The following is a 14,166-nucleotide window of genomic DNA, read 5'->3' on the forward strand; positions in this document are numbered from 1 at the left end:
GGGAGGCGGTGTACGGCACGGTCCCCGACCACACCGCGCGCATCCCGCCGCAGTGGGATCGACGCGATGCCGCAGCGGCCCTCACCCCACGTCGCGCGCCCGGATCCCCGCCTCGTGCGAATCCACCTGCTGCTCCTCGGGCGACAGCGCGAGGGTGAGGATCCGCGTCGGGTGGATCCGGATGATCGCGCTCGACCCCGTCGACTGCCCCGCGGAGTCCGCTGGGTCGGTCAGCGCCTCGCCCCGTCCCCGGATCTCGACGAACCGCACCCGCCACGGGTCGGTCGACAGAACGTCGTCGACGACGAAGGCGACCTGGCCGTTCGCGGCGACGTTGCGGAACTTGCGGCTGTGCTCCATCCCGTGGCCGCCGACGTCGATGGTGCCCAGCGTCGTGTTGACACCGAAACCCACCGGGCTGGCCTGCAGCGTCCCGTCCGGCTGGGCGGTGGCGAGCCGCCCGATCAACTGGCTGTGCAGGTAGGCGATCTCCTCGTCGGTGAACATGGCGGCGACGCTAGGACCTGAACGGTGCTTCAGGTCAAGACGTGGCTCGCGCGACCGCGGCTCGCGCGACCGCGGCTCGCGCGTCGGCCTCCGGCATCCCGAGGGTCAGCAGGTGCCCGAGGGCGACGTCGGTCTCGTCGCCGTCCCACCGCCCCTCCTGTGCGGCGCGCATGTAGGCCAGGGACCCGGCCTGCAGTACCTCGGCCAGTACCGGGGCCGCGGCATGCCGGGAGAACACACCGGATCGCTGCCCGTTCTCCAGCAGCCGGACCATGATCGTGTGGAACGGGCCCATCGCGGCGCGGAGCTCGTCGTCGGCGGTCCGGCGGGCCAGCGCGATGACCGGGCCGTAGCGCCGCGACGTGCTCCAGGTGCGCAGGAGGGTGGCCGCGAGCTCGACGGCCGGGTCGGCCGCATCGGGGTCGACCTCGCCGACCTTCTCGACGAAGTCCGCCGACGCCGCCCGGACGAGTGCGACCACGAGGTCGTGACGGCTGGTGAAGTGGCCGTAGAGGGTGCGCCGCACGACCCCGGCGCGGGCCGCGACCTCGTCCAGCGAGGCGTCCGGGTTCTCGCGCAGCACGGCCTGCGCGGCGTCCAGGATGGACCGCCGGTTCCGCTCGCGGGCCGACGGTCGCTCCGTCCGTTTCATCACGCGTGCATTTTTGCACGATGAGTGCAATCCTGGCGAGTGTCGAGGACACCCAGTGCGAGGAGCGGACGATGACGATCGACCACGACACCCGGCCGGTACGGCTGGACCAGGACTTCTTCGACGATCCCGACGAGCTCTACCGCCGGTTGCGCGACGAGAGCCCGGTCGTCCGCGCGACCGGGCCGAACGGGCTGACCTTCTGGATGATCACCCGCTACGCCGACGCCCGTGCCGCGCTCAACGACCCGCGGCTGCAGAAGGACTCCCGCCGGCTGCCGGAGGTGCTGCAGCGCCACGGCGCGACCTCGATCCGCCAGTTCGCCGACTCCCTCGTCGCGCACATGCTCAACGCCGACCCGCCGGACCACACCCGGCTGCGCAAGCTCGTCGGACGGGCGTTCACCGTCCGGGCGATCGCCCGGCTGCGGCCGCGGATCGAGCAGATCGCCACCGAGCTCGCCGACGCCGCCGAGCAGGCGGGCCCCGAGCTCGACCTGCTGGACCACTTCGCCTTCCCACTGCCCATGACCGTCATCTCGGAGATCCTCGGTGTCCCGGGGGACCGCCGCGACGACTTCCGGCACTGGTCGAACCTACTGCTCTCCAGCGGACCCGACGAGGAGCGTGGCGCGGCCGCCGCGTCGATGGCGCAGTTCCTGTCCGCGCTCGTCGCCGAGAAGTCCGCCCACCCCGGCGACGACATGCTGTCCGAGATCGTCCGTGCCTCGGAGGACGGCGACTCGCTCAGCCCCACCGAGGTCACCGCGATGGCGTTCCTGCTGCTGGTCGCCGGGCACGAGACCACGGTCAACCTCATCGGCAACGGTGTGCTGGCACTGCTGCGCGACCCCGACCAGCACGTCCGGCTGCGTGCCGACCCCGACCGGGTGCCGCAGGCGGTCGAGGAGTTCCTCCGGTACGACGGCCCGGTCAACCTCGTCACGATCCGCTTCACCGACGAGCCCGTCGAGTACTCCGGGGTGACGATCCCGGCCGGCGAGGTCGTGCTCGTCTCGCTGATCGGGGCCAACCGCGACCCCGAGCGCTACCCGGACCCGCAGCGGTTCGACCCCGACCGCGACACCTCCGGGCACCTCGCGTTCGGCTACGGCATCCACCACTGCCTCGGCGCACCGCTGGCCCGCCTGGAGGCCGACGTCGCGTTCCGGACGCTGCTCGCGCGGTTCCCGGACATGACGCTCGCCGGCGCCCCCGGGCAGCACCGGCAGAGCACGCTGATCCACTCGCTCACGGCGCTCCCGGTGCGCCTGCACCCGTGACCGGCGCCGGGTGATCAGCCCGCGCTGAACTGCTCGCTGCCGATCACCCGGAGCAGCTCCAGGCGCCGTTCGGTCTCGCTGCGCGGCGCCGCGGTGAGTACCAGCAGCGCCTGGGACCGGTCCTCGGTGAACAGCGCCTGGCAGTCCACCTCTAGCTCGCCGAGCTCCGGGTGCAGCAGCGTCTTGTGGTCGGCGAACCGGCGTCCGACCTCGTGCAGCTCCCACAGGGCGGCGAACTCGGGGCTGCGCTCCGACAGCACCCCCACCAGCTCCCGGCCCGCGACCGGGGCCCGAGCATCGCCAGTGCCGCCCGCAGCGTCGCGACCTGCGCGCGGCTCTGGCGGGGGCGGTCGTCGGGCGGGTACATGCGCGGGCGTCCGGGTCGGTGAACCAGCGGAAGACCTCGCTGCGGGCGAGCCCGGCGTGGTGGGTGTGGTCGCCGAACAGCGCCCGGGCCATCTCGTTCTGCACGAGCGTCTCGCCGAGCACGGTCAGGATCAGCGCCGGGCTGTCGTGCAGCCGGTCCAGCACCCGCAGCAGCTCGGGGGCCACGTGCTCGGACACCGGGCCCGACGCCGGCGCGTTCCGGCCCGCGCACCGGAACAGGTAGTCGCGCTCCTCGGTGCCAGCCGCAGCGCCCGGGCCAGCGACGCCAGCATCTGGTCGCTGGGCTGCGGCCCGCGCTGCTGCTCCAGCCGCGTGTAGTAGTCGGTCGACATGACCGCGAGCGTCGCGACCTCCTCACGGCGCAGCCCCGCCGTGCGCCGGCGGGCACCGTCGGGGAGCCCGACGTCACCGGGACGGAGGCGGGCGCGGTGCCGGCGCAGGAAGTCGGCCAGGGCTGCACGGTCCACGTCACCGAGTATCCGCGGGCACCCGCCGGGCAACCAGGGACCGGTGATCCCCCGATGACCGGTCTCTGCCGTCCCCGTCCGCCGCGCGGCGACGGTGGGGACATGCAGATCACCGGACGCACCGTCTTCATCCCCGGCTCGACGAGCGGCATCGGACTCGCACTGGCCCTGGCGCTGCGCGGGCGCGGCAACACCGTGGTCCTCGGCGGTCGGCGCCGCGACCTGCTCGACGAGCTCGTCGCCGCCCACCCCGGCCTCGACGCCGTCGAGATCGACACCGCCGACCCGGCGAGCATCACGAAGGCCGTCACCGAGGTCCTCGACCGGCACCCCGACCTCGACGTGCTCGTCGCGATGGCCGGGATCATGCGGGTCGAGGACTGGCACACCCCGAGGGGTTCCTGGCCTCGGCCGAGCAGGTCGTCGCCACCAACCTGCTCGGCCCGATCCGGCTGATCGGCGCGCTCGTGGAGCACCTGCGGGGACGGCCGGTCGCGTCGGTCGTCACCGTGTCGTCGGGGCTGGCGTTCGTCCCGCTCGCCGCGACGCCCAGCTACAACGCCACCAAGGCCGCGGTGCACATGCTCACCGAGTCGCTGCGCCTGCAGCTCGCCGACACGACCGTCGAGCTCCTCGAGATCGTGCCGCCCTCGGTGGCGACCGAACTGCTGCCCGGCCAGCAGGACAGCCCGATCGCGATGCCGCTCGACGACTTCGTCGCCGAGGTCCTCACGCTGCTCGAGGCCCCGACCCCGGCCGGGGAGGTCCTCGTCGAGCGGGTGCTGCCGTTGCGCCGTGCGGAGGCCCGCGGCGAGTACGCCGACGTCGTCGCCCGGCTGAACGCGGCCGACCCGCACTGACCGTCGCACCGCACCCAACCCGGACGCGGCCCGGTCCGGCGTCCGTCCGGGGCGGTCGGCGCGGGCCGTAGGCTCACCCGCGCGACGACGGGGGAGGGCGCCATGACGGCACCGGGCCGGGCTCGGCAGGATCGCATCTACCGCGACGGCGTCTCCGGCGCCCGTCCCCGGGTCCCGACCGGCCCCGACGAGCTGGAGCGCCGCGCGCGGCGGGCCATGAGCCGGCGCGCCGACGCCTACGTCACCGGCGGCGCGGGCGCCGAGACCACGATGCGCGCCGAACCGGGCGGCGTTCGCCCGTCGGGAGATCGTGCCGCGGGTGCTGCGCGACGTCGGCGAGCGCAACCTGACCGTCGAGCTGTCGGCCGCATTCGCCGCACGCTGCCCGCACCGCTGCTGCTCGCCCCGATCGGGGCACTGGACCTGGTCCGGCGCGGCGCCGACCTCGCCGTCGCCCGCGGAGCCGCGGCCGCCGGGATCCCGATGGTGATCTCCAACCAGGCCGGGGCGCCGATGGAGGAGATCGCCGCGGTCGGCGGCCCCACCTGGTTCCAGCTGTACTGGTCCACCTCCGACGAGCTCGTCGACAGCTTCCTGCGCCGCGCCGAGTCCGCCGGCTGCGACGCCGTCGTCGTCACCCTCGACACCACGATGCTGGGCTGGCGCCCCCGCGACCTCGACCTGGGGCACCTGCCCTTCGCCCGGGGCATCGGGATCGCCCAGTACACCTCCGACCCGGTGTTCCGCCGCCTGGTGGAGGAGACCCTCGCCGCGCCGTCGGCCGGGGCGCCGCCGAAGGTCACCCCGCAGGCCGTGCGGACCCTGCTCGAGATCACCCGCAACGCCCCCGGACGGTTCCGGGACAACCTGCGCTCGCCCGTCCGCGGGCGGCCGTGGAGACCTTCCTGCGGGTCTACTCGCGACCGCGGCTGTCCTGGGAGGACCTGGCAACCCTGCGCTCGCGGACCCGGCTGCCGATCCTGCTCAAGGGGGTCCTGCACCCCGACGACGCCCGCCGCGCCGCCGACGCCGGTGTGGACGGGGTCGTCGTGTCCAACCACGGCGGCCGCCAGATCGACCACGCGGTCGCCTCGCTGGACGCGCTGCCCGGTGTCGTCGACGCGGTCGGCGATGCGCTGCCGGTGCTGCTCGACTCCGGGGTGCGGACCGGGGCCGCGTCGCGACCGCGGTCCGGCTCGGCGCCCGCGCCGTGCTGCTGGGGCGCCCGTTCGTGCACGGGCTCGCCCTGGACGGCGCCCGCGGCGTCGCGCAGGTGCTGCAGAACGTCGTCGCCGAGCTCGACCTGGTCTGCGGGCTGGCGGGGGCGACCAGCCCGGCCGGGATCGAGCTGCGCGGGCGTCCCTGACGGGTCACCCGGCGGTGCGGTCCGGCGCGCCCGGCCGCCCGCGCCGTGGCACGGTCGGACCATGACGCGTACGACGGCGACCCGCACCCGGCAGGACCTCGCCCGCCTCGCGCTCGGCGCGATGCTGGTGTTCGCCGGGACCTCGCACCTCACCTTCGCCCGCCGCGAGTTCCGTGCCCAGGTCCCGCCGTGGGTCCCGATGGACACCGACGACGTCGTGCTGCTCTCGGGGGCCGCCGAGATCGCGCTCGGCGCCGCGCTGGCCGGCCTCCCGAAGGAGCGCCGCCGGGTCGGCGGCCTGGCCGCGGTGTTCTTCACCGCGATCTTCCCGGGCAACGTCTCCCAGTACCGCAACCGTGTCGACGGGTTCGGCCTCGACACCGACGCCAAGCGGGCCGCGCGGCTGGCCGGGCAGCCGCTGCTGGTGGCGTGGGGCGCTCTACGGCGGGCGGCTGATCCGCGCCGGTGAGCCGGTGCCGGCCCGGAGAACCGGGCGAACGGGACGTCCGACACGACGCGCCAGTACCCGATAGCACGTCGCCTGTAGCACAGCGGGGTCCGGTACGGCTAATGTCCACCCCGTAGGAACCGGCAAGACGCGAGGAGACATCCGGATGCCACAGGGAACCGTCAAGTGGTTCAACGCGGAGAAGGGGTACGGGTTCATCACGCCGGACGGAGGCGGGCAGGACCTGTTCGTCCACTTCAGCGCGATCCAGTCCTCCGGATACCGCAGCCTCGACGAGGGGCAGACCGTGACCTTCGAGGTCACCCAGGGTCAGAAGGGTCCGCAGGCGGACCAGGTCGTTCCCACCTGACCGCCTGATCCGACGCCGACGCCCGGGGTGCTCACGCGAAGCACCCCGGGCGTCGTCGTGTCGGGGGTCAGGACGCCAGGCGGGTCTCCAGCCCGGCGATGACCAGCTCGACGCGGCTCAGGGTCCAGCTGCGCGGGGTCGTCGATCCGGTCCCGGAAGACCGAGCGGATCTGGGCGTCGAACGGCTCGGCCGACTCCAGCACCTGGTCGCGACGGCGCGCGTCCCCGATGCCGAGGGGTTGGCCGCCAGCCACGGCTGCATGCCCATCTGGAAGGCGGTCGAGGCGCCCAGCACCGCGTCCTCCGCGGTGAAGCCCGACTCCAGCAGCCGGTCGGTCAGCCGCCGGAACGCCGACAGCAACGCCTCGGGGGACTCCGGCAGCCGCACCATCGCGGGCGCGAGGCCCGGGTGCTCGGCCATCACGTCGAACGTCGCCGCCGCGAACGCCAGCATCTGCTCCTGCCAACGGCCCTCGTCGGTCGCGGGGAACACGCCGTCGGTCACCACGTCGTCCACCAGGCGCGACGAGCGCCTCCAGGCTGGGGAAGTGGCGGTAGAACGTGGAGTACTTCACCCCGACCCGCGCGGTCACCGCGCCGACCGTCAGGTCGGAGAAGCCGAGCTCGCGCGCAGCGGCCAGCAGTGTCGCGCGGTCGGTCAGTGGCGGACGGCCGGTGCGCCGTGCCGGTCTGCTCTCGGTCTCGGTCACGCCCGCATGCTACTGCCCGTGGCCGCGTCCGGGACAGGCTAGTCGCGGTTCGGTCTGACGACTACCTGTGACCTGCCCCATCTCTGGTTCGTTGAGCGGTGGTCGTTCGGCCGGCCGGACGTGCGGTGGTCTGCGCAAGCGGCATCGAATGACGGAGCGTCACGACGGAACGGGTGCTCCGGCGACGATCCGGCCGAGGGTGCGCAGGCTCGGCGAGCCGGGGTCCCAGTAGCCGCCGTGCGCGGCGGCGAACGCGGACTCGTCGTTCGGGGTGGCCGGGTCGTCGGGCGCGGGAGCGCCGAACCGGGGGCCGAGTCGAACACCCGGGCACCGAACCCCGGTGCCGCCGGGTTCGGGCCGTGCAGGAGCCCGGTGGGGGCGAGACCGCGCGAGGTCGCGAAGACCTCGACCCCGGGCACCCGGCCGATCGGGTCGTGCCGCGCGGTCGTCGCCCAGACGTGCCCGGGTGCGGTGCCGAGCTCGGAGGCGTGCCCCGCGCCGGTCCCGGGGCTGCCGACGAACACGACGTCGTCGGCGGCGAGGCCGCCGCCCCGCGCGGCGTTCCCGAGCACCGTCGAGCCGTAGGAGTGCCCGACGACGGTCAGGTGGACCGGTCCCGCGTGCCCGGCCCGCAGGCCGTCCTGGAAGGACCGCAGGTCCCCGCTGCGGCGCGGGCGGCCCCCGGGTCCGCCGCCGCGAGCAGGTCGGGGGAGCGTCGTAGCCGGTCCACAGCACCGCGGCCACGGCGGCGTCCGGCGCGGCCGCCCGGGCGGCCGCGCGGGTCGCCTCGACCCGGGCCAGGTCGCCGGGCACCCGTCCCAGCCCGCGGTCGTCCCCGGGACGTGGGTGAGCACGTGCGCGGCGTGTCCCGGGTCGCCGACGGCGAGCACGAGCCGCCCGCCGGTGCTCCCGCGCTCCAGGCGGAGCAGGTACGCGTCACCGGCGTCCAGGCGTCGACGGGTGGTCTCCAGACCGGCCGAGGCGCGCCGGGCGCGGTCCGCGCCCGCGGTGTCCCCGGCCCGGTCCAGCAGCGCCGCCCGGGACCGCAGCCGGGACAGCTCGGCGTCGAGCAGGACCTGGTTCGCCCGGTCCCGGTCGGCGACCGGCACGCCGTCCAGCCCACCGACGAGCCCGGGCCGGGTGTGCAGCAGCTGCTCCCGTCGCCCCGGGCAGCCCGTCCACCAGGACCGCACGGCACCGGCGCCCGCACCGGGGGGTGGCGCCGCGGCGGGCGCGACCGGGCGGGGGGCCGCCGCGGGGGCGGGGCGGAGCGCGTCGAGCGCGGCGGCCGTGGCGCGGTCGGACCGGGGCGCGGCGCCGACGGCGTCGGCCACCGCGGTGGACAGGCGGACCAGGTCCGCCCCGAAGCGGGCGACCATCGCGGGCAGCCGCCACACACCCGGCCAGTGCGCGCCGACGCCGGCGGACAGCGTGCCGCGCTCGAGGTCGACGACGAACTGCGGGTGCACCGCCAGCGCGGCGAGACGAGCCGGCGCTGGGCGTCGAGCACCTCGCCGGCGTGGGTGCCCAGCACCTGCGCGGCCCGGGTCGCGGTGCCCGCGTCGTCACGCAGCCTGCGGACCTGCTCGGCGCGGGCGAGCGCGGCCGCGTCGGCGTCGGCCCCCGTCCACGACTCGCGGTGCGGAGCGTTCCAGCTCGGCGGCGCGGTCGGACAGGGCCCGGGACATCCCGTCCCAGGTGCCGGCGCGCGCAGCCACGCCCGGGGTCGGCGGCCACGAGGTCGCCCAGCGCGGGCCCGGCGCTCACGAGGCGCGCCCGGCGAACGCCACCGCGGCGTCGTCGTCGGCGGCGCGCCAGGAGGTGGCGGCCGCGCGCAGGGCCGACGCCGTCGACGCGGTGTGCCCCGCGTGCTCCCGGACGGCCCGCACCATCGCGTCCTCCCAGGCCGCGGCGGCCGTCCCGGCCGCGAAGCCCGGCACCGGCACGGCCGGGCCGACGAGCGCCGCGTCCCCGGTGAGATCCTCGGCGACGCGGTCGAGCGCCGCGGCGGCGGCGTCGAGCCCGTCCGGGTCGGAGCGCGCCACCCCGCCCGACGACGGGTGCGGGCCGGGAAGGGGCCGTCCGCTCGTCCACGGGTCCCCGGTCGGTCTCGGTCGTGCACCGCGGCACCTCCGTCGTCGGTGGCGGGCCCGCCCGGCCCGCCCGCGTCGGGAGGAGTGTGCGTGCCGCGCGGCCCCGGCACGGGCGTTCCGGGGAATCCGGCGCGGGTGCTCTCGATCATGGCCGGTCGCCGTGAGACCATCTGCGCCGGTCGGGAGCAGCGGGCCGGGCCCGAGCGGCGCCCGGCCGGGGAGAGGAGCGTCGTGGTCGGCGTCCAGCGGGTGATGACGGTGTCCACCCCTGCCGAGACGGTGCTCGGCTACCTGGCCGACCACGGGCACAGCGAGATCTGGGACCCCACCGTGCGCTCCAGCACCCGCTCCGACGGCGGTGGCCCGGTCGCGGTCGGCGCCGCCTGGCACACGGTGTCGGTGTGGGGCGGGCGGGAGAGCGAGCTCGACCACACGCTGCGGGAGCTGTCGGCGGGCCGGGTCGTGTTCGTCGGGGAGAACCCGACGGTCACCGCGACCGAGGAGATCGTCGTCGAGCCCGCCGAGGGGGGGGAGCGTCGTGAGCTTCCACGCCCGGGTGCGGCTCAAGGGCTGCTGAAGCTGGCGGCGCCGTTCCTGCGGCGCGAGTTCGAGCGGCACGGCGACGAGCTGGAGCGCACCCTGCCCCCGGTGCTGGAACGCCTGCAGGGGTCCGCACCGGCCCCACCGCCGTAGGCCCGCGCCGCCGTAGGCCGGCGGCTCGGCCGTAGCGGCTCAGCGGTCGCGCCAGAAACCCATGCGACGGCTGATCTCGCGCCCCGCGGCGACGACCTCCGGGGTGATCCGCTCGATCCGCTCGGCCGAGAGCCGGTAGGCGGGCCCGGACACCGAGAGAGCGGCCACCACCGCACCGCCGTGGTCCAGCACCGGCGCCGCGACGGCGTTCAGGCCGGTCTCCAGCTCCTCCAGCGACCACGCGCCCGTGCCGGCGGACCCGGTGCAGCTCCTCGACGAGCGTGTCGCGGCCCTCGCTCCGGCACCGTGTCCGGCATCGTCGCCGGGTCGTCGAGGACGACCGAGGCGAGCAGCACCTTGCCGCTGGAGGTGTTGTGCATCGGGGTGATCCGGCCGAGCCAGTTGAACGTGGTGACCATCGACGGGCCACGGGCCTGGTCGACGTTGACCGCCCACCCGCGGTCGGGGATGGCGATGTTGACGGTCTCGCCGAGCCGCTCCGCGAGCGTCTCGCAGACCGGGTGGCCCTGGGTGGTGACCTCCAGGCGCTCGGCGACCCGGCCGGCGAGCGGGATCAGCCCGAACCCGAGGCGGTACTTGCCGCGGTCGGCGATCTGCTCGACCAGCCCGCGCTCCTCCAACGCGCCGAGCAGCCGGAAGGCGGTCGACTTGTGGACGTCGAGCGAGGCCGCGAGCTCGCTGACCCCCGCCTCGCTGCGGTCGGCCAGCAGGGTCAGCAGGGTGATGGCCCGGTCGACCGACTGCACCCCGGGCTCCCGTCCGCGCACCGTGTTGCTCATCGCGCAACCCTAACCCGGCATTCGGCACGTTGCCACGCGGGGCGGCCGGAAAGCGTGACCGTCTCCCCACGCAAGGACGCCGGGCCCGCGTTTGCACACCGACCCGTTTCCGGTGAAAGCTCGCGCCGTGCCGAGCCTCTACATCGACGGAAGCTGGACCACCGGGTCCGCCGGGACCGCCCCGGTGGTCAACCCCTACGACGCCTCGACGGTCACCGAGGTCGACCAGGCCGGGCCCGACGACGTCGACCGTGCCGTCGCCGCCGCCCGCCGCGCCTTCGACGACGGGCCGTGGCGACGGACCACGACCGGTGAGCGCGCCACCCTGCTCGGCGGATCGCCGACCTGCTGGTCCGCGACCGGGAGAAGATCGCCCGGCTGGAGACCCTCGACACCGGCAAGACGATCGCGGAGGGCCGCCAGGACATCGACGACGTCACCGCCGTCTTCCGCTACTACGCCGGGCTGGCCGACAAGGACGCCGGGCGGATCGTCGACACCGGCAACCCGGCCGTCGTCTCGCGGATCGTGCACGAGCCGGTCGGTGTCTGCGCGCTGATCACCCCGTGGAACTACCCGCTGCTGCAGCTGTCCTGGAAGGTCGCCCCGGCGATCGCCGCCGGCAACACGATGGTGGTCAAGCCCAGCGAGGTCACCCCGCTGACCTCGATCGCGCTCGTCGAGCTGTGCGAGGAGGTCGGGATCCCGGCCGGGGTGGTCAACATCGTCCTCGGCGACGGCCCCTCGGTCGGCGGCCCGCTCTCCGAGCACGCGGACGTCGACATGGTCAGCTTCACCGGTGGCCTGGCGACCGGGCAGAAGATCATCCGCGCCTCGGCCGAGACGTGAAGCGCACCGCCGTCGAGCTGGGCGGGAAGAACCCGAACATCGTCTTCGCCGACACCGACTTCGAGCTCGCCGTCGACTACGTGATGCTCGCGGTGTTCCTGCACTCCGGTCAGGTCTGCTCCGCGGGCGCCCGGCTGATCATCGAGGACTCGGTCGCCGACGCCGTCGTCGACGAGGTGGTGCGCCGCGCGCAGCTGATCCGGCTCGGCAACGGCCTCACCGACGGCGTCGAGGTCGGCCCGCTGGTCTCCGCCACGCACCTGGCCAAGATCGAGGACTTCGTCGCGGCGGCCCGCGCCGAGGGCGCCACGATCCGCTGCGGCGGCGCCCGGCCGGACGACCCCGAGCTGGCGAAGGGCTACTTCTACCTGCCGACGGTCATCACCGACCTCGCCCCGGACTCGCGGCTGATCCGCGAGGAGACCTTCGGCCCGCTGCTGACCGTCGAGCGGTTCACCACCGAGGAGGAGGCCGTGCGGCTCGGCAACGACACCGCCTACGGCCTGGCCGGAGCGGTGTTCACCGCCGACATGGGCCGCGCCCACCGGGTCGCCTCCGCGCTGCGCCACGGCACCGTCTGGATCAACGACTTCCACCCGTACTTCCCGGGCGCGGAGTGGGGCGGCATGGGCCGGTCCGGCAACGGCCGCGAGCTGGGCCCGACCGGGCTGGCGGAGTACCAGGAGATCAAGCACGTCTGGACCAACACCGCCCCGGTACCGCAGGGGTGGTTCTCGGGCCGCTGAGGCCTCCATGATGACGCGACGCAACGGCACAGGAGGTCGACGATGACCGTTCCCGGACCGGCCCGGCGGGACCGCTCCCCGGACGCCGACGGCGACGGGGGAGGGCTCGCCGAGTTCGGCTACAGCCAGACCCTCGACCGCAGCATCGGCAAGTTCGCCAGCTTCGCGGCCGGGATCAGCTACATCTCGATCCTGACCGGCACGTTCCAGCTGTTCTACTTCGGCTTCGGCACCGGCGGCGCGGCGTACTGGTGGTCCTGGCCGATGGTGTTCGCCGGCCAGTTCATGGTGGCGCTGTCGTTCGCCGAGCTGGCCGGGCGCTACCCGGTCGCCGGGTCGGTCTACAACTGGTCCAAGCAGCTGGCCGGGCCGACCGTGTCCTGGCTGGCCGGCTGGATGATGTTCACCGCCTCGGTGGTGTCGCTGTCGGCGGTCGCGCTGGCCGCGCAGCTGACGTTCCCGCAGATCTGGTCGGGCTTCCAGCTCGTCGGCGACGCCTCCGACGCGGGCGACGCCGCCGTCAACGGCGTGCTGCTCGGCGCGATCCTCATCGTGCTCACCACGGTGATCAACGCGGTCGGGGTGAAGCTGATGGCGCGGATCAACTCGACCGGGGTGTTCATCGAGCTGATCGCCGCCGTCGTCATCGTCGTGGCGTTGCTGCTGAGCATCCGCAACCCCGTCTCGGTGCTGTTCGAGACCCCGGCCCCGGCGGCGGGCGGCGGCGGGTACTTCGGCACGTTCCTCGTCGCGGCGCTCGCCTCGGCCTACGTGATGTACGGCTTCGACACCGCCAGCTCGCTCGGCGAGGAGACGGTCGACCCGCGGCGCACCGCACCGGCGGCGATCCTGCGCGCGGTCGTCGCGTCGTTCGTGCTCGGCGGGCTGATCCTGCTCGGCATCATCCTGGCCGCACCCGACCTGGCCGACCCGCGCCTGGGCAGCAAGGACGGCGGCGGGCAGCTCGTGCTGCTGGAGGTCGCCGGCGGCACGATCGGCCGGGTCTTCCTGATCACCATCAGCATCGCGGTGATCGTCTGCCTGCTCGCGGTGCACACCGCGGCGATCCGGCTGATGTTCGCGATGGCCCGCGACAACGCACTGCCCGCCGGCTCCGTGCTGGCGCGGATCGACCCGAAGCACAAGACGCCGGTGGTGCCGGCGATCGTCGTCGGGGTGGTCGCGATCCTGATCCTGGTCGCGAACGTCGGCGTGCCCGAGGTCTTCACCGCGGTCACCAGCGTCGCGATCATCATGATCTACATCGCGTACCTGCTGGTCACGGTGCCGATGCTGGTGCGGCGGCTGCGCGGGCAGTGGCCGGACGAGGGCCAGAAGGGGTACTTCTCGCTGGGGCGTCTCGGCCTGCCGGTGAACGTGCTGGCGGTGCTGTGGGGCGCGGCGATGGCGATCAACCTGGCCTGGCCGCGCGAGGAGGTCTACGGCACCGGGTGGCTGCGGTTCATCGCGTTCCTGTTCATCGGGGTCGTGGCGCTGGCCGGGCTGGCGTGGTTCCGGCTGCGCGGGCGCCACGGGCTGGGCTGTCTGCCCGAGCACCGGGCGAAGGAGATCGAGCAGGGCATGGGGGAGACGGCGTGACCGACCGGTTCGACTACATCGTGGTGGGGGGCGGCTCGGCGGGCTGCGCGCTCGCCGCGCGGCTCTCGGAGGACCCCGCGGCGCGGGTGCTGCTGCTGGAGGCCGGCCCGTCCGACGTCGGCGACCCGAACATCCTGCGGCTCACCGACTGGATGGCGCTGCTCGACTCCGGCTACGACTGGGACTACCCGGTCGAGCCGCAGGAGCGCGGCAACTCCCACATGCGCCACGCCCGCGCGAAGGTGCTCGGCGGCTGCGGCTCGCACAACTCCTGCATCGCCTCTGGACCCCGCGGGAGGACCTCGACGAGTGGGCCGCGTCCGGCCTGACCGGCTG

Annotated in this window: 15 protein-coding genes and 6 pseudogenes; 12 read left to right on the forward strand and 9 right to left on the reverse strand. The window is 74.5% G+C overall.

Translation table 11 applies throughout. The features are described 5' to 3' along the window. Nucleotides 1-81: 81 nt before the first annotated feature. Both KPL57_RS06275 and KPL57_RS06280 read right to left on the reverse strand, forming a co-directional pair. Nucleotides 82-507: a PPOX class F420-dependent oxidoreductase gene (locus KPL57_RS06275; protein ID WP_226350867.1), complete on the reverse strand. Its 426-nt coding sequence runs from the start codon at nucleotides 505-507 to the stop codon at nucleotides 82-84. Between the two features lie 34 nt (nucleotides 508-541). Next, complete coding sequence (locus KPL57_RS06280; protein ID WP_226350868.1) at nucleotides 542-1,159, reverse strand: TetR/AcrR family transcriptional regulator; 618 nt, start codon at nucleotides 1,157-1,159, stop codon at nucleotides 542-544. 71 nt (nucleotides 1,160-1,230) lie between these two features. Between KPL57_RS06280 and KPL57_RS06285 the strand changes: the two genes are divergently transcribed. Continuing rightward, a complete protein-coding gene (locus tag KPL57_RS06285) occupies nucleotides 1,231-2,442 on the forward strand; it encodes a cytochrome P450 (protein WP_226350875.1) in 1,212 nt (403 codons plus the stop codon). A gap of 14 nt (nucleotides 2,443-2,456) precedes the next feature. Here the strand turns inward: KPL57_RS06285 and KPL57_RS06290 are convergent. After that, a pseudogene (locus KPL57_RS06290) lies at nucleotides 2,457-3,296 on the reverse strand (helix-turn-helix transcriptional regulator). Nucleotides 3,297-3,398: 102 nt separating this feature from the next. Between KPL57_RS06290 and KPL57_RS65950 the strand changes: the two are divergent. From KPL57_RS65950 to KPL57_RS06315, 7 genes and pseudogenes are all read left to right on the forward strand, one after another. Next, nucleotides 3,399-3,752: an SDR family NAD(P)-dependent oxidoreductase gene (locus KPL57_RS65950; protein WP_264197809.1), complete on the forward strand. Its 354-nt coding sequence runs from the start codon at nucleotides 3,399-3,401 to the stop codon at nucleotides 3,750-3,752. An 11-nt stretch (nucleotides 3,753-3,763) separates the two neighbouring features. Further along, the gene (locus KPL57_RS65955; protein ID WP_308252797.1) at nucleotides 3,764-4,156 is read left to right on the forward strand and encodes an SDR family NAD(P)-dependent oxidoreductase; all 393 of its coding nucleotides are present in this window, start codon (nucleotides 3,764-3,766) and stop codon (nucleotides 4,154-4,156) included. A 216-nt stretch (nucleotides 4,157-4,372) separates the two neighbouring features. Further along, nucleotides 4,373-4,864: pseudogene (locus tag KPL57_RS06300) on the forward strand (alpha-hydroxy-acid oxidizing protein); the annotation flags it as partial. A gap of 185 nt (nucleotides 4,865-5,049) precedes the next feature. Then, nucleotides 5,050-5,271 (forward strand): annotated as a pseudogene (locus KPL57_RS71790) (alpha-hydroxy-acid oxidizing protein); the annotation flags it as partial. Nucleotides 5,272-5,387: 116 nt separating this feature from the next. Continuing rightward, complete coding sequence (locus tag KPL57_RS71795; protein WP_374203674.1) at nucleotides 5,388-5,522, forward strand: hypothetical protein; 135 nt, start codon at nucleotides 5,388-5,390, stop codon at nucleotides 5,520-5,522. Between the two features lie 61 nt (nucleotides 5,523-5,583). Next, a complete protein-coding gene (locus tag KPL57_RS06310) occupies nucleotides 5,584-5,991 on the forward strand; it encodes a hypothetical protein (protein ID WP_226350876.1) in 408 nt (135 codons plus the stop codon). A 145-nt stretch (nucleotides 5,992-6,136) separates the two neighbouring features. Continuing rightward, nucleotides 6,137-6,340, forward strand: a complete 204-nt coding sequence (locus KPL57_RS06315; RefSeq protein WP_020624259.1) for a cold-shock protein — start codon at nucleotides 6,137-6,139, stop codon at nucleotides 6,338-6,340. A gap of 67 nt (nucleotides 6,341-6,407) precedes the next feature. On the opposite strand, the gene KPL57_RS06320 is transcribed toward KPL57_RS06315, so the two are convergent. The 4 genes and pseudogenes from KPL57_RS06320 to KPL57_RS06335 form a co-directional block, all read right to left on the reverse strand. After that, complete coding sequence (locus KPL57_RS06320) at nucleotides 6,408-6,857, reverse strand: TetR/AcrR family transcriptional regulator C-terminal domain-containing protein (protein ID WP_226350869.1); 450 nt, start codon at nucleotides 6,855-6,857, stop codon at nucleotides 6,408-6,410. Nucleotides 6,858-6,876: 19 nt separating this feature from the next. Further along, nucleotides 6,877-7,050: pseudogene (locus KPL57_RS71800) on the reverse strand (helix-turn-helix domain-containing protein); the annotation flags it as partial. A gap of 38 nt (nucleotides 7,051-7,088) precedes the next feature. Continuing rightward, entirely contained in the window at nucleotides 7,089-8,519 is a 1,431-nt protein-coding gene (locus KPL57_RS06330; protein ID WP_226350870.1) for an alpha/beta hydrolase, read from the reverse strand. 294 nt (nucleotides 8,520-8,813) lie between these two features. Then, a complete protein-coding gene (locus tag KPL57_RS06335) occupies nucleotides 8,814-9,095 on the reverse strand; it encodes a hypothetical protein (protein WP_226350871.1) in 282 nt (93 codons plus the stop codon). A 138-nt stretch (nucleotides 9,096-9,233) separates the two neighbouring features. On the opposite strand from KPL57_RS06335, the gene KPL57_RS06340 reads away from it, so the two are divergent. After that, entirely contained in the window at nucleotides 9,234-9,836 is a 603-nt protein-coding gene (locus KPL57_RS06340; protein WP_226350872.1) for an SRPBCC family protein, read from the forward strand. A 39-nt stretch (nucleotides 9,837-9,875) separates the two neighbouring features. Here KPL57_RS06340 and KPL57_RS06345 read toward each other — a convergent pair whose 3' ends face one another. Together KPL57_RS06345 and KPL57_RS06350 are read right to left on the reverse strand one after the other, a co-directional pair. Next, nucleotides 9,876-10,028 (reverse strand): IclR family transcriptional regulator C-terminal domain-containing protein, encoded by a 153-nt coding sequence (locus KPL57_RS06345; RefSeq protein WP_308252798.1) that lies wholly within the window; start codon nucleotides 10,026-10,028, stop codon nucleotides 9,876-9,878. A gap of 17 nt (nucleotides 10,029-10,045) precedes the next feature. Continuing rightward, the gene (locus tag KPL57_RS06350) at nucleotides 10,046-10,636 is read right to left on the reverse strand and encodes an IclR family transcriptional regulator (protein ID WP_226350873.1); all 591 of its coding nucleotides are present in this window, start codon (nucleotides 10,634-10,636) and stop codon (nucleotides 10,046-10,048) included. A 127-nt stretch (nucleotides 10,637-10,763) separates the two neighbouring features. Here KPL57_RS06350 and KPL57_RS06355 point away from each other — a divergent pair. The 3 genes and pseudogenes from KPL57_RS06355 to KPL57_RS06365 form a co-directional block, all read left to right on the forward strand. After that, nucleotides 10,764-12,231, forward strand: a pseudogene (locus KPL57_RS06355) (aldehyde dehydrogenase family protein). A 42-nt stretch (nucleotides 12,232-12,273) separates the two neighbouring features. Next, entirely contained in the window at nucleotides 12,274-13,830 is a 1,557-nt protein-coding gene (locus KPL57_RS06360) for an APC family permease (RefSeq protein WP_226350874.1), read from the forward strand. Beyond that, nucleotides 13,827-14,166, forward strand: a pseudogene (locus KPL57_RS06365) (GMC family oxidoreductase N-terminal domain-containing protein); the annotation flags it as partial. The gene KPL57_RS06360 and the pseudogene KPL57_RS06365, both read left to right, overlap by 4 nt.

The sequence above is a fragment of the Pseudonocardia sp. ICBG601 genome (genome assembly GCF_020496245.1).